The organism is Streptomyces diversicolor, assembly GCF_057537855.1.
Genome location: NZ_BAAJXA010000002.1, coordinates 106,111 through 124,552 on the forward strand (window position 1 = coordinate 106,111; position 18,442 = coordinate 124,552).

An 18,442-nucleotide genomic window follows, 5' to 3' on the forward strand; every position below is an offset into this window, starting at 1 on the left:
CCCACCCCCAAACGAGTGATCGACGCTGCGCTGTGCATCCACGGGCCCTGCGGTATCAGCTGGGCACGGACCAACGGGGACTGCGGGAGCGGATCGGGGGCTGCGAGGTCAGGGGCTGCGGGTTCGGGGGTTGCGGGCTGCGAGGACAGGGGCTGCGGGTTCGGGGGTTGCGGGCTCACGGGTCCCACACGGTCACGGGTCCCACGGGGTCACGAGTCACCTACCGCCCGCCGCGCCGCCGCCGACTGCCGTCCGCCACCGCCTGCCGGTGCCTGCCAGCAATTGCCGCCACCCCACCGCCACACCACCGCTGCCTGCCGGGACCCCGATGCCCCGCCACCCGTCACCGCTCACCGACGTCCGCCGAACCCGCCGGTGCCGCCCGCCGACACACGCCACCACCCGCCGATGCCCGCCACATGCACCCCGATGCGCCGACGTCTGCCGGGCCTGCCGGTGCGCTACGCGCCACCACCCAGCGACGCCCACCGCCTACCGGGCCTGTCGGTGGCGCCTCCCGGTACGCGCCGTCGCCCACCGGTGCCGGCCGCGCCCGCTGCCTGCCGATGCGCCGGTGGCCGACGTCGGGTCACCCCACGCCCGCTGGGGCTCGGGTGACTCGGGCGTACTGTTCCCGTACCTCCTGGTAGCGCAGGAGTTCCGCGGCCAGCGCGTCCAGTACCCGGGCCCGGCCGCAGCCCGCTGCGGCCTCGCGCAATCGGCGTTCCGCCTCCTGCCCGTACCGTCGTGCGGGCCCGCGCGCCGCCATCCGGCAGCTCCACTCGACGATCGGCCCGCCCACGATGCCGGCCACCATCAGCAGCACCGGCACGCCCAGATTCGGCGCCATGATCCCGACGATCTGCCCGACCAGCCACAGCCCGCCCACGATCTGGAGCAGGGTCATGGCCGCCTGGACCAGCACGGCCGCCGGCCACCAGCCCGGCCGCGGCGGCCTGCTCGGCGACAGCCCGGTCCGTGCCGCCAGTTCGTCCAGCGCCTCGGGCAGCCCCTGGGAGCCCCGTACGGCCGCCTCGCGCACCGCCTGCGCCCACGGCGCGGGCAGCCCGGCCGACGCCCGGTCCGACACCGTGCGCACCGCCTGCTCGACGCGCTGCCGCGCCGTGGCCTCCTCGTCCGCCTGGGTACGCACGAGCAGCCGCCCGGTGGGCGCGTCGAGCCGTTTCTGGTACCAGCGCCACAACCGCAGCCAGGGCGTCCCGCAGGCCCGGTTGGCGTTGCGCAGCCAGGCGCGTTCGGCGGCCTCGCCCGCCGCCGTGGCGCCCACGGCGTCCGCGAGCCGGGCGGAGAACTCCTCCCGCGCCTCCTCGGTGAGCCCGGAGCGCCGCCCGGTGGCGTACACGGGCCGCAGCCCGGCCGCCGCGGCGTCCACGTCGGCCGAGATACGGCGGGCCGCCGCGCCGCGCTCGATGACGAACCGGCCAAGGGCCTCGCGCAGTTCGGGGATGCCCTGGCCGGTGAGCGCGGACAGGCTGAGCACGGTCGCGCCCGGCTCGCCGTGCTCGCCGAGGGCGACCCCGTCCTCGTCCAGCAGCCGGCGCAGATCATCGAGTACCTGGTGGGCGGCCTCACCGGGGAGCCGATCGATCTGGTTGAGGACGACGAACATGACCTCCGCGTGTCCCGCCAAGGGCCGCAGATAACGCTCGTGCAGGACGGCGTCCGCGTACTTCTCCGGATCGACGACCCAGATCACCGCGTCCACGAGCTTGAGGATGCGGTCAACCTGCTCACGGTGCTGCACGGCGGCCGAGTCGTGGTCGGGCAGGTCGATCAGGACCAGTCCCCGTAGCTGCGCCTCGGCCTCCGGGCTCTGCAGCGGACGCCTGCGCAGCCGTCCCGGGATGCCCAGCCGGTCGATGAGGGTTGCCGCGCCGTCGCTCCAACTGCACGCGATGGGCGCGGCGGTGGTCGGCCGCCGTACCCCGGTCTCCGAGATGGTCACCCCGGCGAGGGTGTTGAACAACTGGGACTTGCCGCTGCCGGTGGCGCCCGCGATGGCGACGACGGTGTGCTGCCCGGAGAGCTTGCGCCGTGCCGCCGCCTCGTCCAGGACCCGGCCCGCCTCGGCGAGGGTGACGCTGTCGAGCCGGGTGCGGGAGAGCCCGACCAGTTCCCGCAGGGCGTCCAGGCGCGAGCGCAGCGGGCCGTCGTACGCCAGTGCCGCCGGGGTCTGGGGGGTCGACGCGCGGGGCTCGACCAGGGAGGGCTGCTCGGCGTCGGCGGTCTCGGCCACGCGCCGCGCGATCAGCCCGTCGTCCCAGGCGCCCGCGGAGTCCGCGCCCTCCGCGGACTCCGTGCCCCCCGTCGGCTCCGGGGCGGCGCCGGGGCCCGGGGAGTCGGTCGGACCGGCGGGGCCCATGGGACTGCTGGGGTCCGGAGACCGGGTGGCGTCCATGCCACGGGCCGAATCCCTCGCGCCCGCGGCCTCCCTGACGTCGGCGGATGCTCTGACGCCCGCGGACTCCCCGGCGCCCGCGGATCCCCTGGCGTCAGCGGCGTCCGTGGCCCCCGAGGCGGCGGTCTCGTCGGCCACGCGCGCGTGGTCCGCAGGTTCATCCGTCACACGCACGTGCCCTCCAGGATCGTCCATCACGCGCGCGTGCCCGGCACCGTCGCCGGAGCCGGAGCCGGAGCCGGAGGCGGTGTCGGCGCCGGTGCCGGATTCGGAGCCGGTTTCGGGGTCGGAGTCGGCGTCCCGCCTCCGGGCCCGCTCCGCCTCGCCGCCCTCTTCGGAGTGACCGGTCTCGGCCGCGTCCGCTCCGGGGACGGCGTTCCCGGGCTCCGCAGAAGGGCCGCTCTCAGGCTTCTCGGTGCCCGGAGCGGCCTTCCGCGAGGCCGTGTCGCCGGTGTGATCGGTGTGCTCCGTGTGGTCCTGGTCAGTGACGGCGGTCACCGGTCACCTCTCCTTCTGCAGTACGGACAGGGCGGCGATGAGTTCGGCCTGGGGTTCGGGGTGGACATCGAGGACGTCGAGCGGGGCGAGACGGCGCTCGCGTTCGCTGTTCATGACCCGGTCCAGGTACTCGGCCAGCCGGTTTCCGGCGCGCTCGCGCAGCCGTGTCGCGCGGTGCGCGCCCAGGCGGTCGGCAAGGCCCTCACCGGCGGTCCTGGCCCGGCGCCCGCCCAGTACGACGGTGGCGGTCAGGGCCGCGACGACCTCCGGGTCGGGCGCGACGCTCCGTTCGAGCTCGCGCACCTCCTCCTCGGCGTACTCCTCGACCTCGCGCCGCCATCGCCGTACGGCGAGGCCGATCCGGTGCTCGGCGCTCTCCGGTGACGTGTCGCGCTCGGCGAGCCCCGGTGCGGTCGAGGCCGGCTCGCGCCGCCATGCCTCGTCGACGCGCTCGTCGGCGGCGGTGACGGCGCACAGCAGCAGCGCGGCCAGGCTTCCCACCAGGGCGTCGAGCAGTTCACCCGCGGTGCAGTCGAGGGGGAAGGCGCGCCAGCGCTTCAGCGCGTCCCCGGCCAGCACGGTCCCGGAGTTCAGCCGGCCCCGCACGCGCGCGTGCTCGGTCTCGTACGCCCTGTCGACCGCGGTGACCAACCGCACCGACGCCGCGTACTGGGCGGCGGCGGCGCCGGCCAGTTCGGGCATCCGCTTCTTCAGCGAGTCGAGAACGCCGTACGCCGTACGCGCCATGATGTGCTGCCGGGCGCCCGGGTCCTGGGCCTGGTGGGCGAGCCAGTTCCACAGCGGGGCCACCGCGCTGGCGGGCAGCAGGCCGCCGCCCCAGGCGGACTCGGGCAGCTCGGGCACCGTGAAGCGGGGTACCTCGCCGAGGCCGGCCTTGGTGAGCAGGGCGCCGTACTGCCGGGAGACCTCGGAGACGACCTGGTGGGGCACCCGGTCGAGGACGGTCACCAGGGTGGCGTCGTACTCCTTGGCGGTGCGCAGCAGGTGCCAGGGCACGGCGTCGGCGTACCGGGCGGCCGTGGTGACCATGATCCAGATGTCGGCGGCGCAGATCAGCGCGGCGGCGAGGACGCGGTTGTCGGCGACCAGGGAGTCGATGTCGGGGGCGTCGAGCAGGGCGAGCCCGCGCGGAAGGCTCTCGGCGGTCTCGATCCGCAGGACGCGCGCGGGGTCCTCGCCGGGGAGCAGCAGATCGTCCCCCGGGTCCTGCTGGGGCACCCACACGCGCGTGAGGGCGGGCAGCACCCTCATCCCGCTGAACCAGTGATGGTCCTCCGGATGGCACACCAGGACCGGGGTCCGGGTGGTCGGCCGCAGCACGCCCGCCTCGCTGACCCGCCGCCCCACGAGTGAGTTGACCAGCGTCGACTTGCCCGCGCCGGTGGACCCGCCCACGACGGCCAGCAGGGGCGCTTCGGGGCTGCGCAACCGGGGCACCAGGTAGTCGTCGAGCTGGGCGAGCAGTTCGTCGCGGTTGGCACGCGCGCGTGGGGCCCCCGCCAGGGGCAGCGGAAAGCGTGCGGCGGCGACACGGTCGCGCAGGGCGGAGAGTGCGTCGAGCAGCTGAGGCCGTACGTCCAAGGTCACCACATGCGAAGAATGCCCAATTTTAGGGGAATTCTGAAGCATATGGCGTTGCCTGCGTGCCGACAGGACACAACGGGCGGAAGGGATGACTGGGACACGGGCACAGCTCAGGCATAACGAGTGCACAACACCCGGTGCGCGAGGCGCCAAAAGCGATGCACGATTCGCACCTGCCTGCGATTATCAGGACCGCTTCACCGAACCTCCACATTGAGCCACGGAGGCGAAGCAACAGGGACAAGGATGCGGGAGCCCTATCCTTGTCCCCGGCAACGTCACGGATCGGCCCGCACCCGGGCACCACGAACGAGGCCACCACACCGGCCCCCGTAGCTCAGTGGATAGAGCAGGCGCCTTCTAAGCGCTTGGCCGCAGGTTCGAGTCCTGCCGGGGGCGCCAGTCACCACCCTCCCGCGGGAGGGTATTCCCGCTGGTCAGATGGGGTACGCGCCGGATTTGCAGGTTGATCCGGTTGAGGGCGTCGACCCTGCCGAGTTCCGGCTGACACCGGCTGAACCCGGGTCTCTACGGGTATCTGTCCCCCATGCTTCCCCCAGGGATCGGGCCCTCGGTCTCCCCGAGCGGAGCCTCCAGTCACACAAGCGGTCCGTGACCCATCACCATGAGCCACGGACCGCTACGCGAAGCTACCGAGACGTGCCGGGCCGCGCCACGCCGGCAAGAGGAGGCACCGGCGCTACTCGCGCCGTTACCGGGTGGACCGCCTCGATCTGCTTCTGGTAGTTCGCGAGCTGCCCCGTAACGCATCGGGCGTAGGTCGCATGAAGCACGGCCACACCGTTGCCGGCCCATTCGGCGACCTGCGCTGGGGGGATGCCGGCGTTCAGCCATCCCGTGAGGCAGGTATGACGGCAGTCGTAAACGCGCTTTCCTGCGGGGGATGTGTACTCGTACGGCGTAAGCACCGCCTCGCGTACTTTGCTCCATACGCGCCTGTAGACGGAGCCGGCCAGGGGCCCGCCACGCTCGCCGGGGAACAGGAGTCCATCCTGCTTGAGCTTGTACTTGTCGATGACCGCTCGCAGGAGGAACACGACGTCCGGGTGAACCGGCACCGAGCGAGTATCGCCCTCTGCCCGTCCCTTGAGGGCCCGCTCCTCGTGTACGTCGCCGGTGTCAGTCCACTGACTGCCTACCTCAGGCTCAGCCCTGTGCACCACGAACTCGCCTGTGCTTGCGCCGGTTGACTGACCAAACGACCCTGTAGGTGCACCCCTTCTGGCGCTTGCGGGCCTCGATGTTGAATATCCGGACGTCGAACGTGCCCTCCGTCAAGGGCGATCCTCGCAATCAGCAAGCCAGTTCTCGAAATTTGATTGCCTCGCGCCGCCGCTGCGCTTTTCATGAACGTCCATGCGTGCAAGGAGTCGAACCGGCAACCTCTTGGCAGCGCATGATCGGCAAATGAGCATGGAGTAGTGCGGATCGTGGCACTGAGCGGGGAACCTCTATACATGGGCATGCCCAGAAGACAGGTGGCAGCGACGCATTCGATCAAATCGCCGCATACAGCTGAGCAAGGGCAGGAAGCAAGCCGCTCTCTGTAGCCCAACCCAACGCGTCACGCGGCTCCACCGCCCGATATCTGTTCAGCAAGGTGGCCTGATGCGATGTCGCCGGTGATCCGCGCTACGCTCCGCACCGATCCGCAGCACTCAGCTTGGCCAACTCAGCGCTATCCACCCGCCACAGCTGTGGTCTAGTACTCCAACTGAGATCGTGATCAGGCGGCGTGAGACGCTGGCCTTCGTGATCGCCAAGCTGCAGTGTGTGGTGTTGGACTGTGCCGATGTCGTTGAACTGTCCCGGTTCTACCAGTCGCTTCTCGGCGGCGTAGTGAACCAGCCGGATCCGCGGTGGTCGCTCGGCGACGGCTGGGCGACGCTCCACACCGACGGGCTCGTGCTGGCCTTCCAGCGGGTGGAAGGTCATCAGCCACCACGGTGGCCGGATCCCGCTCGGCCCCAGCAGTTTCACCTCGACTTGAGTGTCGAGGACCTGGACCGAGCTCAGGAAGACGTCCTCAATCTGGGCGCCTCACTCCTCGATGAGGGGGACGGGAAGCGGAGTTGGCGCATCTTCGCGGATCCGGCAGGTCACCCGTTCTGTCTCGTCCGGGACTGACAGGAGACACCGCAGGGGTGCGGCCACCGTTGATCATCGTGAGTTGTGTGGACTGACAATGAGACGGTGGCCGCAGGCCACAGCGGGATGCCGACGCCATCCGCGATGACGTGCGCGAATACGTCGTCAAGCACCTCCACGACGAGGCAGCGGTGCTGGTCGTCGACGAGACCGGCGATGTGAAGAAGGGCACCCACACGGTCGGGGTCCAGCGCCAGTACGCCGGAACGGCCGGGCGGATCGAGAACTCCCAGGTCGCCGTCTACCTCGTCTACGCCGGCGCCCGGGGACACGCGGCGGTGGACCGGGAGCTGTACATCCCGCGCTCCTGGACATGCGACCCGGATCGCTGCCGGGCAGCGGGGCTCGGCGAGGACACCGTCTTCGCGACCAAGCCGGAACTGGCCCGCACGATGATCGAACGCTTCCTGGACGCCGGACACCCCGTCGGCTGGGTCACCGGTGACGGACAACTTGTGGAGCGACCCGAAGCCACCGCGGCCTGAGCACCATCAACCGACGACTGCGCGGGACCAGTACTCGCGGATCACCGCCAACTTCTCCTCGAAGTCGGCATCCCACCTCCTGCTGGTGAAGACGCCCGGAACCGTGAGCGCCCGACCACGGACCCGCACGGCGCACACGTCCCACCACTCACCACTGCGCGCTTGGTGGCGCCGCTTCTCAATCCGGGCGATCTCGGACCACGGGACCGATCTGCGACTGACGAAGGTGCGGAACTCCATCCCATTCGGCGTGAGGAGTGTCCGACCGTATCCACGGTTGATCATGTAAAAGAACCCGACCAGCCAGAACCCGGCGACGCCGCCAACCCACCACCATCGATCCGCCGCCCGCCCAGACAGTGCCACCGCTACCGCCGCGCCGACGCAGACCAGCGTCAAGAACCCGGTCCACCACCAATTCCTCCGCCGGGCAGCGGCGTCGAGACCGATCCACATACCGGGCATGCCCGTGATGCTACAGACACCAGGTGAAACCCGTCATCGCCTCGGCGAGCACAGGGACACAAGCTATCCAGACCACGGGTCTTGACTATTGCTCCCCCCAAGATCATGGAGTTCTCTATGCACCGGCCAAACGCTCCAACCCGGCCGGATGAGCCGAATATGGCTACTGTGCTAAAGCGTGCTAAAGCGTGTATCGGAAGTGACTTGAGAGGCTGTTGGTTGGTCAGTCCCGGGGTAGGGCGGCAAGCCAGCGGTCGTCCTGGAACTCGGCAGGGATTTCGTCCTCCCACGGATCGATCCCACGGCGTTCGAGTTCGTCGAACCATCGGTCTCGCTGTGACTTGGGGAGACGCCGTCCGCACCAGGGACAGAAGTGGACGGTGATGCTCGATGTGCCACCGTCGTGGATGATCAGACCGTACTCCTGGAACTTGGCACTGAAGTCGATCAAAGCGTCCGGGCAGGCGAAGGGGTCGTTGTGCTGGTCGCAGCGCACGTTCACGTGGCGGCTCATCGCCTCGCAGCAGTGGTGGGTCATGACCTCGGCTTCTCATCCATCGGCACCTTCCCCGAAGTAGATCACGGTCTGTGATGATCACCGGATGGCACGTAGAGATCTGACGGATACGCAGTGGGCACGGCTGGAGCCATTGTTACCGAAGGGCAAGAAACCGGGCCGTCCACCGATATGGACCCGGCGGCAGCTGATCGGATGGCATTCGGTTTCGCACCCGTACCGGCGTCCCGTGGCGGGACGTACCCGAGCGGTACGGGCCCTGGGCCCGGGTGTATGACCCGTTCCGGCTCGGCGTCTCGCACTCCGCCGCCCATCGCGTGTTCGACACCCTCGGCCCGCTACTGGCACTGGCCCCGATCCGGCGCCGCCGGATCGACCAGGCCGCCATCGTCGACGGAACCTTGGTCCCACTCGTGACCACCACTGGCCGCACCCAGCAAGAATTACCGCTACTCCGCCACTGTGCAGGTGGCCATCGACGCCGACACCCGCCTGGCCATCGCCACCGGCGATCCACAACCGGGCAACCGCAACGACTGCACCGTCTACCGCACCTCCGGCATCGACCAGAAACTGGCCGGGCGTCCGGTGATGGCTGACGGCGGCTACCAGGGCAACCCCGGCGTGATCATGCCCTGCCGTAAACCCGCCGACGGGACACTGACCGACTGGCAGGAAGATCTCAACGCCATCCACCGCAAGGTCCGCGCCCGCGTAGAACATGCGCCGGCGCGGATGAAGTGCTGGAAAACCTTGCGGGACTACCGCCACGCGGCCAGCACCCTGGCCGACACCGCCTCGGGCATCGCCCACCTGCACAACATCGCCCTTACGGGCTGACCGCGAGTCGGTCAGTGGTCACTGCCAAGAGCAGTCACGAGACATCCCTCAGCTCGGCTGGGCTCAGCTTCCGGCCATGGCGATGACCAGTTTGCCGCCCTTCGGGCGCTGCTCGCGCTCCAGCTCCGTCAGGGCGGGAATCGCCTCCGCCAACGAGACTGTACGGGCGATGGGCAGGCGCAGGGTCCGGGCCACCTCCTCCAGGTCGGCGGTCACCGGCCGGCCCATCATCGCCCGGAACGGGCCGGGCAGTGCGCTTCTGATCATTTTGGCCGGGGTTGGGACGATGTCGACGATGGTTCCGCCGGGCTTCAGCAGCGTTCGGGCCGCGGCGAAGGGAAGCATGCCGGGCGTGTCGAGGACGAGATCGAACCGTTCCGCGAGGGCGGCCGGGTCGAAGCCGAAACCCACGACCGGTTCGACGCCGAGCTCGCGGGCCTCGTCGGCCGCAGGGTTGCGGCAGCTGCCGGCGACCGAGGCTCCCCGCGCCCGGGCGAACTGGACGGCGGCCCGGCCCACACCGCCCAGGCACCCGTTGACGAAGACCGCCTGCCCGGGCCGGATTTCCGCCGTGGCCTGGTAGGCGGTCACGCCCACGGTCGGCAGGGCGGCGGCCTGCTCGTACGAAAGGTCCACCGGTTTGAGCACGACCGCCTTCTGCGGGGCCGTCACCATCTCGGCGAACGCCCCCGCCTGCCGGAACCGAGCCACGCCGAGTACCGCGTCGCCGGCCTTCAGCCGGGTGACGCCGGCGCCGACCGCCTCGACGACTCCGGCGAAGTCGTGCCCCATCGCCCGGGGAAAGGAGCGGCCGGTCATCAGCTTCATCTCGCCGTTGCGCATCTTCCAGTCCAGCGCGTTGGAAGCCGCCGCTCGGACGCGGACGAGAACCTCATCCGGACCCGGGCGTGGTGGCTCGAACTCAGCGAGCCGCATCACCTCCGGGCCGCCGTAGCGGTCGTATTGAAGGCGCTTCACGAGGCGTATTCGTCCGAGATCTCGGTGGCGTAGTTCTTCCAGAGCGGTTGCATGGTCTCGGCGTTGACCGGCTGCCCGGAATCGATCATGGCCTTGAAGTCGCGGAAGTACTGCACATACAGGTCCGGCGTGAAGGTGTTCAGCATGACCGCGTTCTCGTCGCCGACGTTGGCGAACGTGTGCGGCGCCCCGGTCGGCACGATGACCCAGGTGCCCGGCCCGGCGTCGTAGTGGTCCTCGCCGACGGTGAACCGGAAAGTTCCCGCCAGCACGTAGAAGCCCTCGTCATGCTGGGCGTGGCGATGCTGCAACGGGCTCGGGGTGCCCGGCGCAATGGTGACCTCGGCGAACCCCAGCCGGTGGTCGGTGTGCTCGCCGTTCTCCAGGATGCGGATCTGCTGCGCCCCGCTGCCGAGGATCTCGCCCTCACCGGGGCGGACGATGTTTACCTTCGCCACGACTTCTCCTCTTGCTGTTGCCTGCCTTGGTCACCACCATCCTTGTCCGGGCCGGCTGTGCGCGTCTTGGTCGTCTGTGCACGGTTGCTGGTCACCAGTGCGCTGGCGTTGTAGCCGTACGTCGCCTTGAAGAGCTTGCTGAAATGGGTGGGATCGGAGAATCCCCACCGGGCGGCCACGGCGGTGACCGTACGTCCGCTGCCGGTCAGCTCGGCCCGGCAGCGCTCCAGGCGGCGACGGCGGATCAGGGCCGCGACGGTGAGCGGCTGGTCCTCGAACAGCTTGTGCAGGCGGCGTACGGATATGTTGTGGGTGGCGGCGATGCCGGTCGGGGACAGATCGGGGTCGGCCAGCCGCGCCTCGATGTAGCCGGTGATCCGGTTCCGCAGCCACTCGTCCGGGGCCGGTTGTTCGTCGCCGAGCCGGGCCTCCAGTGCGACCGCGATCAGCTCGACGACGGCCGCCGCCGACCGCAGCGCCTCCGCCTCGCGCAACCCGGTCGCCGACCGCGCCGACTCCCGAGCCAGCACGGAGACCAGAGCGCCCGGGCCGTGGTTGCCGTCGATGCGTACGCCGATGAGCCGGTCGATCTGCGCGGGCCGGATCCGCAGCTCCCGGCGCGGAACCAGGATGGTGACGTGCGCTGCGGCGGTGCTCTCGAACCGGAGCGTACGCGTGGGATCGAGCAGTACCAGGTCGGTCGGCCCGAGTTCGGCGTCGCCGCGCCCTTGCCCGATCCGCGTCCGGCCCCGGGTCATCACCTTGACCGCCAGGTTCTCGCCGTCGCAGGCGTCGCGCTCCCGCCCGATGCAGGCGCTCTTGGGCGTGTCGAGGGAGACCAGCCGCAGCGGCCCGAGGTCGCGGGTGGCGATCCGGCCCCGGAAGCCGGCCCCGGCCAGCTTGTTGACCAGCGGCGGAAACCCGCTGGCGGCCAGCTCGTCCTGGAACGACTCAAAATTGCCGATCACCGGTCAACGATAACGGCGACACTTCTGCTCAGACACGGTGTTCGGCCGGGGGGTTACAGCGGCGCCGGCCCGCATCTGCTCTACCAGGCTCTGGTGCACGCGGTGGACGGCTCGGTCGCGCCGGCGACCGACGGCCGAACGGTGAGCGCAGCACCGAGATCGGAATCGGTGCGCCGGATCGGGGCCAGTGCCAGTAGCGGGCCCAGGGTGTCGATCACGCGATGGGCGGCGGAGTGCGAGACGCCGAACAGCGGTCCGATCTGGCGCATCGTGAGGTTGGTGCGCCAGTAGGCGGCGACCAGTAGCACGCGGTCGGCTAGGTCCAGTCGCCATTGCCGGCCAGGGCGGCCGACGGCGATCTCGTCCCCGCCGCGCTGCGCCACGACGCGCACGAGCTTGCGGAACTGGCCAGGCTGTAGGTGTAGCCAGGCCGGTTCGTTTGGATCACTTCCGCTGGCCGAGGTTGTCGTTGATGATGTCCGCGTGACTCACCGCATCAGTGCTCTGATCTCAGCCTTGGGCGTCTTCGCCACCGTGATGCTGCTCGTTCTTGCCGTTCGTGAGTACCGTTCTGGGGCGTCGGTCCTCTGGCCCGTAGCTGGAGTCGTGATCTTCCTCAGTGCTTCGTACACGCTCGTGCGGGACGTGCGGCAGCTCCGCACTGGGCCGACCACCTGACAGCTGCACCGTTCCAACCAGCCCCGCCGGTCGTTGTTCGTGCGTGCCGTTGGCGGCCACGCAGTGGGCGCGAATCGAGCCGCTACTCCCAGATCGGACGCCGCGGCGGGGTGGCCGGTGGCGGGACCACCGAGAGGTGATCGACGCGATCGCCTGGAAGTTCCAGACGGGATCGCAGTGCCGGCGTCAGCCTGCCGCGTCATTGTGGCGTCCGCTGGAGCGATCGACCAAGGCGAAGACGGTCAGGGCGACCGTCGAGGCGGTCCCCGTGGCCAGGGCGTCCGCCACGTACCGGCCCAGGCCCGGACGCAGGATGTCCACGAGCCCGAACAACACGACAAACGCCGTGAGGCACGCCGCGACAGCGGCCGACCATTGACCGCGACGCGGTCCCGACGCAGGCCGTCCACCTCGCCGTCGGCGCGGCCAGGCCGTTCTCCTCGCTCATCCCACCACGTGACCCCGCTGGCCGTGGTGGGTAAGGTGCCAGGCCGTGAGCGAGTACCAGTACTACGAGTTCCTGGCCATCGACCGCCCGCTGAGCGAGGACCAGCTCGCAGAGGTGCGGGCGCTGTCCACCCGGGCCCGGATCACCCCGACAAGCTTCACCAACGAGTACCACTGGGGCGACTTCCGGGGCGATACGACCAAGATGGTCGAGCAGTTCTACGACGCCCACCTCTACTACGCCAACTGGGGCAGCCGCCGCCTTCTCCTGCGTCTGCCCGCCGCCCTGCTCACAACCAAGGCCGCAGCCCCCTACGCGCTGGAGGAATCGCTGCGCGTGTGGACGCGCTCCGGGCACACCCTCCTCGACTTCTGTCTGGAGCCGGAAGACAGCGGCGAGTGGGACTTCGAATCCTCCTTCTCGTTGTCCGCGTTCATCGGGCTGCGCACCGAACTCGCCGCCGGTGACCTGCGAGGGCTGTACGTGGCCTGGCTCGCCGCGCTGGGCCTGTGGGAGCTGGCCGAGGACGACGAAGAGGAGTACGCCCGCGAGGTCGAGCCCCCCGTGCCCGCCGGGCTGGCCACACTCACCGGACCCCAGCAGGCCCTGGCCGACTTCCTGCGTGTGGACGCCGACCTCCTGGCCGTCGCCGCCCAAGCAAGTGCCCCCGCTCCGCAGACGGCCACGGACCGCGCGGCCCTGGCCGCCTACATCACCGCACTCCCCGTCGAGGAGAAGGACGCTCTGCTGCTGGACGCCGCACTCGGGGTCACCCCACAGCCCGGACCAGTTCTCCTTGCTGGCCACCACTCAGACCGCCTGCCCGGCCCGCGCACCGCCGACGGGCGCCGCTCCGCCGCCGGGCTCCTGGACGCCGCCCACCTCCATCGCGTCGAACGCACCCGACGGGAGACGGAGGAGAAGGCCGCCGCCGCACGGGCACGGGCCATGGAGAGCTCCCGCGCCCGGGACACGCACCTGGCCCGGCTCGCCAAGGACACCGAGCGGGCGTGGCAGGACGTCGACAAACTGATCGCGGAGAAGAAACCCGGCCCGTACGACATCGCGGTCGCCCTCCTCACCGACCTGCGCGATGTCCACTCCCGCACCGGCACCACCGCCGACTTCGAGCGACGCATCGGCACACTACGCGAAGCCCACCACGGCAAACCCTCCCTGATGGACCGCTTTGACGCCGCTGGGCTCCCCACCCCCTGACGCCCCTACGGCAAGACATACGTCGCCTCCACCGTCGCCCATCCCCCCGCAAAACGGCAGGTCGCGCCCGTTCCCATCTTTTGGTTCCCCGTCGAGGACTCGAACCTGCGCAGCGATCCGCCCAGTGCAGTGTGATCACCGCGTCAACTGACCCGCGTCTTCGGCAGATGCCCCGACATGGTCACCACGAGCGAATCTCCGCAGGTCACACAGGGTGCGCCACGACCAGCCCTTGATTGCGGCTCCTGCCGGGGCGCATACAGCCTCTCACCTGCCCAAACGCGTGAGGGGCTCTTTCATGTCCGGGTGAAGAGATCATGGACGCCGTCCAGGGAGGACAGATCCTGCACGACCGGTAGCACCGGGCGGGAGCGACCGTCACGGCGCGGCCGTATCGATCCGCCCGACATCGGCGAGCGGCGCGCTCCCCCGTGCGGGTACCGCGCGGGCCCTGCCTACGGTTCCGGCCGTTGCGGGCCGGGGCGGTTCCCAGCCGGCGGCACCGGCACACCGGTGCCCGTCCAGCCAGCGACCTGGGCCGGCCGGGACGTCGATGTGCAACCACCGGGTCAGGCAGGTGGGACGGCGGTCATGGACGCGCCCACCTGCGGGACATTCGTAGTCGAACGGCGTACGCACCGCCTCGCGCGCCTTGTCCCCCAGGCGACGTCCGGGGGCCGCGGGATCGGCCGGGTACACCCCTGGCCGCCCTTGGGAAGCTGACCCTGGAGTACCGTCTCCTGGACCGTTCCGGCCGTTCGGTGTCGGCGCTCACGCTGGGGGAACTTCGTCATGGTCCACTTGGTTCCGCGGGCTTCGGGCGTCGGATGTGCTCTGATCGCTTCGGCGCTTCTCCTCACCGCCTGCACCTCGGGCAGCGAAGGCGACGCGTCGGGGACGGCGTCGCCGCCCACCACGCCGAGCACGTCTCATGCCTCCGCCGGGCCGTCCGAGCAGCAGCTCGCCGAGCGGGCCCAGGCGGCCCTGGCCGCCGTCGACGACGGGCAGATGGACGGGCAGATGGTCGAAGCCGGCTCGGAGCGCGTCAGCGACGGCATCCACACCGAGCCCGCCCTGAGCGCGGGCAGGACCTACCGGCTCAGCCTGATCTGCTTCGGCAGCGGCAGCGCGCGCCTCGCCATGACATCGGCAAGCACCTCAGCAAGCACCGTGACAGCAGAGAGCACACAGACACCGGAGAGAGCGCAGACACCGGTCCCCTGCGACCAGTCGGTGGTCCAGCGGCGCATCACGGTGCACAAGCCCATACGTATCGACGTCGACCGCACCAAGGGTTCGAGCGGCGGGATCGCCTGGCGTATCGACGCCATCTGATGCGGCCGCATCCGAGCGCTCCTGGCGTGACGCGCGATGAGCAGCCGGTGCCGAGTCCCGTCGTCCCGGCCGCGCCTGACCCGAAGGCCGGGGCCCAGGCCGTGCTCCCGCCGCCGAGGGTGCCGTAGGAGCCGGCGCGGGGCCGAGGCGGGACGCTGCCACGCGTCTGAGGGCGGTGCGCCGCTCGGCCAACCCCCGGCGCTGTTGTCCGGGCGCATGGGTATCGACTACGTGTACGGAAAGGCTCCATCCGAGGAATCGGTACTTACCGCGGCTTAGGGGGCAGCAGTGCGGGGCCATGAGCTCTCGGCACGGAACGAGTTGAGCGGCACGGTGCACGGCGCGGCCGTCCAGGCAGGAGCGGTGTACGGCGGCATTCACATCGCCGCCGAACCGGGCGCCGCCCGTCGGACGCCCTGGCAGTTGCCGCCGTCCGTGCACATGGTCGACAGATCCCGGGAGTTGGCGGCGCTTGAACGGCACCGGGTCCGTGCCGCGCAAGAGGAGCGGCCCGCGCTGACCGCGGTCAGCGGCCTGGGCGGGGTCGGGAAGACCGCCCTCGCGCTGCGCTGGCTGCACACGCTGCGCCCGCACTTCCCCGGCGGCCAGTTGCACGCTGACCTGGGCGCCCAGTCGCCGGGCGGTCCCGCGCTCCCGGAAGAGGTGCTGGGACGCTTTCTGCGGGCCCTGGGCGTCCCCGCGCAGCAGGTGCCGTCGGCGCTCGCCGAACGGACCGCGCTGTACCGGTCGTTGACCGCGGACCTGCGTCTCGTCGTGCTGCTCGACGACGCGGCGACCGCCGCCCAGGTACGCCCCCTGCTGCCCGGAAACGGCAATGTGACGGCGGTGACCAGCCGCCACCGTCTGCCGGGACTGACCGTCGACGGCTGCTTTCCGGTCCATCTGGAGTCGCTGGCACCCGAGGCCGCCGTGGAATTGCTCGCGGACACCCTGGCCGACGGGCGGGTGGCCGAACAGCCCGACGACGCACGCACCTTGGTCGAGCTGTGCGCCGGGCTGCCGCTGGCCGTCCGGGTCGCCGGCGCCCGGCTCGCGGCCCGTCCGGGGCGGCGGATCACGACGATGGTCAGCGCCCTCACCGAGGAGCACGACCGGCTGGAGGCGTTGGCCATCGACGGCGACCACGATGTGCGCGCGGCGCTGGATCTGTCGTACCGGGCCCTGTCGCGGCCGGCCGCCCTGCTGTACCGGCGCCTGGGGCTGCACCCCGCCGCGGAGTTCGGCGGTCCGGTGGCAAAGGCGGTCCTCGCCGGCGAGTGGGACGCGGCGGAGCTGCTGGAGACGCTGCACGACGCGAGCCTGCTCTTCGACGCCGGCGAGGGACGGCACCGCTTCCACGATCTCGTACGGCTGCACGCCACCGCGAAGGCGACGGAGGAGGAAACCCCGCAGGACAGGGCGCTGATCCTGCGCCGTATCGCCGACCACTATCTGGCGAGCGCCACGCGCGCCGAGGAGATCATCGACCCCCAGCACCGCACGATGGCCCGGGACTACGGCCCCGGACCGGTGGTCACCGCGGACGTCGGCGACCACGCCGAGGCGGCCCTGGACTGGCTGGAGCGTGAGCTGCCCAGTCTGATGGCGGTGATCCGCCGGTCACGCTCCGCGGGTTTCCCGACCGTCGGCTGGCAGCTCGCCGACGCGATGTGGCCCCTCTTCCTGCGGCGCAAGTTCTACGACGACTGGCAGGCGGCGCACGAGGAAGGTCTTGCGGCGGCAGCGGAACTCGGGGACACGGCGGCTGAGTGCCGGATGCTGACCTCGGGTGGGATCGGACAGCTCGGTGCCGGGAACCACGCACGCGCCCTGGAGATGTTCGAACGCGCGGCGCGGCTGTTTCTGCGGCGCGGCGACCGGCTCGGCCAGGCCCGCACCCTCAACTACCGGGGGCTCGCGCTCCAGCGGCTGGGCCGTCCGGCCGAGGCCGCCGACCTGTTCCGGAGCGCCGCCGTGGAGCTGCCTGCGTGCGGCGACCGGCGGGCCGGGGCCCTGGCACGGCTGAACCTCGCCGATGTCACGCTGTCCGCGGGGCAGCCCGAAGCGGCGGTGCAGCACGCCCGTGCCGCGCACGCCGCGCTCCGCGACGCGGGCGATCCCTACAACGCCGCCCGCGCGAGCACGCTCCTCGGCCGCGCCCACCTCCGTCTGGACCGACTCGATCAGGCGGACGAGGAGCTGGCCGCCGCGCTGGCGGCACTGCGCGGCATGGCCGCGCACTACGAGATGGCCCGCGCGGTGGCGGGGCTGGCCGAGGTCGCCGAGCGGCGCGGGCAGACCCGCGCCGCCCAGGACGGTTACCGTGAGGCGCTGGACCTCTACTCCTCCGTGGGCCGTACGCAGTCGGAGGAAGCGGAGTCCGCGAGGCGCCGGCTGCGGCGGCTGGCGGGCGGCACGTCCGGGACCTGACCCCGCAGGAGGCACAGCCGGGCCGACCCGAACTCCGCGGCGGGCAGCCCGGCCACCAGCCAGGCGTGGGCCAGGGAGGCGAGCGTCCCCCATGTCTCCGCCGGCTGCCCGGGTCCACGGGCTTCCAGGTCCAGGGCGGTTCCGTCCGGGCCGAGCCGCAGCCAGCAGCGACGGCCGTGGTACACCGCCACCACCAGGGCGCCGGGATGGGACAGCGCGGTCTCGGCGGCGCGCGCCGCCCCCGCGCCGGGCCCGACCAGGACGTCACCGAGCGGAGCCCACCGCTTTCCCGCCGGAAGGCTGACCCGCACATGCTCGTCCACGGTCACGGGCTCGGCCCCGATCCCGGCCCCGGCCCTGGAGTACGGATTCAGCAGCACGGTACGGACCCGGAACGGACCCCTGCCAGGATCGCGTACCGGACCGGACGACTCCACACCCCAGAACAGCAGCGAATGGGAGATCCCGGTCTGTGACCTGGCCGGGCTGGCGGCCCCCGCCCGGGACACGGCCGAACCGAAGGCCCCCGCCCGGGACACAGCCGGACCGGAGGCCCCCGTCCGGGACCTGGCCGGGCTGGCGGCCCCCGCCCGGAACCCCGCCGAACCGGAAGCCCCCGCCCGGAACACGGCCGTGCGGAAGGCCCCCGTCCGCAGCCCCGCCGAACTAGAGAACCCCGGCTGGGACACGGCCGTGCCGGAAGCCCCCGTCTGGGACACGGCCGGGCCTGAGGCCCCCGTCCGGGACTCCGCCGAGCTGGAGACCCCCGCCCGGAACCCCGCCGAGCTGGAGCCCCGCGTCTGGGACACGGCCGTGCGGGAGATCTCGCCCCGGTGCACCACCGCCCCCGAGTCCCCCGCCCAAGACACCACCGCCGAAGACACGAGCGCCCCCGACACCACCGCCGAAGGCACCAGCGCCCCCGGCTCCC

The 18,442-nt window shown here is 71.1% G+C and carries 14 protein-coding genes, 1 tRNA gene and 4 pseudogenes; 8 read left to right on the top strand and 11 right to left on the bottom strand.

Translation table 11 applies throughout. The features are described from left to right. Positions 1 to 589: 589 nt before the first annotated feature. On the bottom strand, positions 590 to 2,917 hold the full coding sequence (locus tag AC27LF_RS02390) for a GTPase (RefSeq protein WP_479656094.1): 2,328 nt from the start codon (positions 2,915 to 2,917) through the stop codon (positions 590 to 592). A 3-nt stretch (positions 2,918 to 2,920) separates the two neighbouring features. Beyond that, positions 2,921 to 4,528, bottom strand: a complete 1,608-nt coding sequence (locus tag AC27LF_RS02395; RefSeq protein WP_479656093.1) for a dynamin family protein — start codon at positions 4,526 to 4,528, stop codon at positions 2,921 to 2,923. A gap of 320 nt (positions 4,529 to 4,848) precedes the next feature. On the opposite strand from AC27LF_RS02395, the gene AC27LF_RS02400 reads away from it, so the two are divergent. Then, a tRNA-Arg gene (locus AC27LF_RS02400) sits at positions 4,849 to 4,924 on the top strand. 248 nt (positions 4,925 to 5,172) lie between these two features. Here the strand turns inward: AC27LF_RS02400 and AC27LF_RS02405 are convergent. Continuing rightward, on the bottom strand, positions 5,173 to 5,601 hold the full coding sequence (locus AC27LF_RS02405) for a hypothetical protein (protein WP_479656092.1): 429 nt from the start codon (positions 5,599 to 5,601) through the stop codon (positions 5,173 to 5,175). A 694-nt stretch (positions 5,602 to 6,295) separates the two neighbouring features. On the opposite strand from AC27LF_RS02405, the gene AC27LF_RS02410 reads away from it, so the two are divergent. Then, entirely contained in the window at positions 6,296 to 6,670 is a 375-nt protein-coding gene (locus AC27LF_RS02410; RefSeq protein WP_479656091.1) for a VOC family protein, read from the top strand. A 71-nt stretch (positions 6,671 to 6,741) separates the two neighbouring features. Continuing rightward, positions 6,742 to 7,137, top strand: a pseudogene (locus AC27LF_RS02415) (IS701 family transposase); the annotation flags it as partial. A 45-nt stretch (positions 7,138 to 7,182) separates the two neighbouring features. Here AC27LF_RS02415 and AC27LF_RS02420 read toward each other — a convergent pair. Both AC27LF_RS02420 and AC27LF_RS02425 read right to left on the bottom strand, forming a co-directional pair. Beyond that, entirely contained in the window at positions 7,183 to 7,641 is a 459-nt protein-coding gene (locus AC27LF_RS02420; protein ID WP_479656090.1) for a hypothetical protein, read from the bottom strand. Between the two features lie 223 nt (positions 7,642 to 7,864). Then, on the bottom strand, positions 7,865 to 8,179 hold the full coding sequence (locus AC27LF_RS02425; protein WP_479656089.1) for a DUF6980 family protein: 315 nt from the start codon (positions 8,177 to 8,179) through the stop codon (positions 7,865 to 7,867). Positions 8,180 to 8,358: 179 nt separating this feature from the next. Between AC27LF_RS02425 and AC27LF_RS02430 the strand changes: the two are divergent. Beyond that, positions 8,359 to 8,998: pseudogene (locus tag AC27LF_RS02430) on the top strand (transposase family protein). A gap of 63 nt (positions 8,999 to 9,061) precedes the next feature. Here the strand turns inward: AC27LF_RS02430 and AC27LF_RS02435 are convergent. The 4 genes and pseudogenes from AC27LF_RS02435 to AC27LF_RS02450 all read right to left on the bottom strand — a co-directional run. Next, positions 9,062 to 9,976 (bottom strand): NADP-dependent oxidoreductase, encoded by a 915-nt coding sequence (locus AC27LF_RS02435; RefSeq protein WP_479656088.1) that lies wholly within the window; start codon positions 9,974 to 9,976, stop codon positions 9,062 to 9,064. Then, positions 9,973 to 10,434 (bottom strand): cupin domain-containing protein, encoded by a 462-nt coding sequence (locus AC27LF_RS02440; protein ID WP_479656087.1) that lies wholly within the window; start codon positions 10,432 to 10,434, stop codon positions 9,973 to 9,975. The genes AC27LF_RS02435 and AC27LF_RS02440 overlap by 4 nt, the downstream gene beginning before the upstream one ends. Next, a complete protein-coding gene (locus tag AC27LF_RS02445; protein ID WP_479656086.1) occupies positions 10,422 to 11,402 on the bottom strand; it encodes a helix-turn-helix domain-containing protein in 981 nt (326 codons plus the stop codon). The genes AC27LF_RS02440 and AC27LF_RS02445 overlap by 13 nt, the downstream gene beginning before the upstream one ends. A gap of 158 nt (positions 11,403 to 11,560) precedes the next feature. Next, positions 11,561 to 11,794, bottom strand: a pseudogene (locus tag AC27LF_RS02450) (helix-turn-helix domain-containing protein); the annotation flags it as partial. A 329-nt stretch (positions 11,795 to 12,123) separates the two neighbouring features. Between AC27LF_RS02450 and AC27LF_RS02455 the strand changes: the two are divergent. Next, positions 12,124 to 12,216 (top strand): annotated as a pseudogene (locus AC27LF_RS02455) (hypothetical protein); the annotation flags it as partial. A gap of 50 nt (positions 12,217 to 12,266) precedes the next feature. Here AC27LF_RS02455 and AC27LF_RS02460 read toward each other — a convergent pair. After that, positions 12,267 to 12,416 (bottom strand): hypothetical protein, encoded by a 150-nt coding sequence (locus AC27LF_RS02460; protein ID WP_479656182.1) that lies wholly within the window; start codon positions 12,414 to 12,416, stop codon positions 12,267 to 12,269. Between the two features lie 157 nt (positions 12,417 to 12,573). Between AC27LF_RS02460 and AC27LF_RS02465 the strand changes: the two genes are divergently transcribed. The 3 genes from AC27LF_RS02465 to AC27LF_RS02475 all read left to right on the top strand — a co-directional run bounded on the left by AC27LF_RS02465 (position 12,574) and on the right by AC27LF_RS02475 (position 17,511). Then, positions 12,574 to 13,746, top strand: coding sequence for a hypothetical protein (locus AC27LF_RS02465; protein WP_479656085.1), 1,173 nt, complete (start codon positions 12,574 to 12,576; stop codon positions 13,744 to 13,746). 792 nt (positions 13,747 to 14,538) lie between these two features. Continuing rightward, a complete protein-coding gene (locus AC27LF_RS02470) occupies positions 14,539 to 15,081 on the top strand; it encodes a DUF6023 family protein (protein ID WP_479656084.1) in 543 nt (180 codons plus the stop codon). A gap of 288 nt (positions 15,082 to 15,369) precedes the next feature. Next, on the top strand, positions 15,370 to 17,511 hold the full coding sequence (locus AC27LF_RS02475) for an ATP-binding protein (protein WP_479656083.1): 2,142 nt from the start codon (positions 15,370 to 15,372) through the stop codon (positions 17,509 to 17,511). On the opposite strand, the gene AC27LF_RS02480 is transcribed toward AC27LF_RS02475, so the two are convergent. Next, a complete protein-coding gene (locus tag AC27LF_RS02480) occupies positions 17,421 to 18,020 on the bottom strand; it encodes a transcriptional regulator (RefSeq protein ID WP_479656082.1) in 600 nt (199 codons plus the stop codon). The two genes, AC27LF_RS02475 and AC27LF_RS02480, sit on opposite strands and share 91 nt — an antisense overlap. Positions 18,021 to 18,442: the final 422 nt, after the last annotated feature.

What these genes read in the sequence shown, in the direction of transcription:
- AC27LF_RS02425 (WP_479656089.1), bottom strand. Translation starts at nt 8,179, where the DNA reads ATGACCCACCACTGCTGCGAGGCGATGAGCCGCCACGTGAACGTGCGC.
- AC27LF_RS02470 (WP_479656084.1), top strand. Translation starts at nt 14,539, where the DNA reads ATGGTCCACTTGGTTCCGCGGGCTTCGGGCGTCGGATGTGCTCTGATC.
- AC27LF_RS02420 (WP_479656090.1), bottom strand. Translation starts at nt 7,641, where the DNA reads ATGCCCGGTATGTGGATCGGTCTCGACGCCGCTGCCCGGCGGAGGAAT.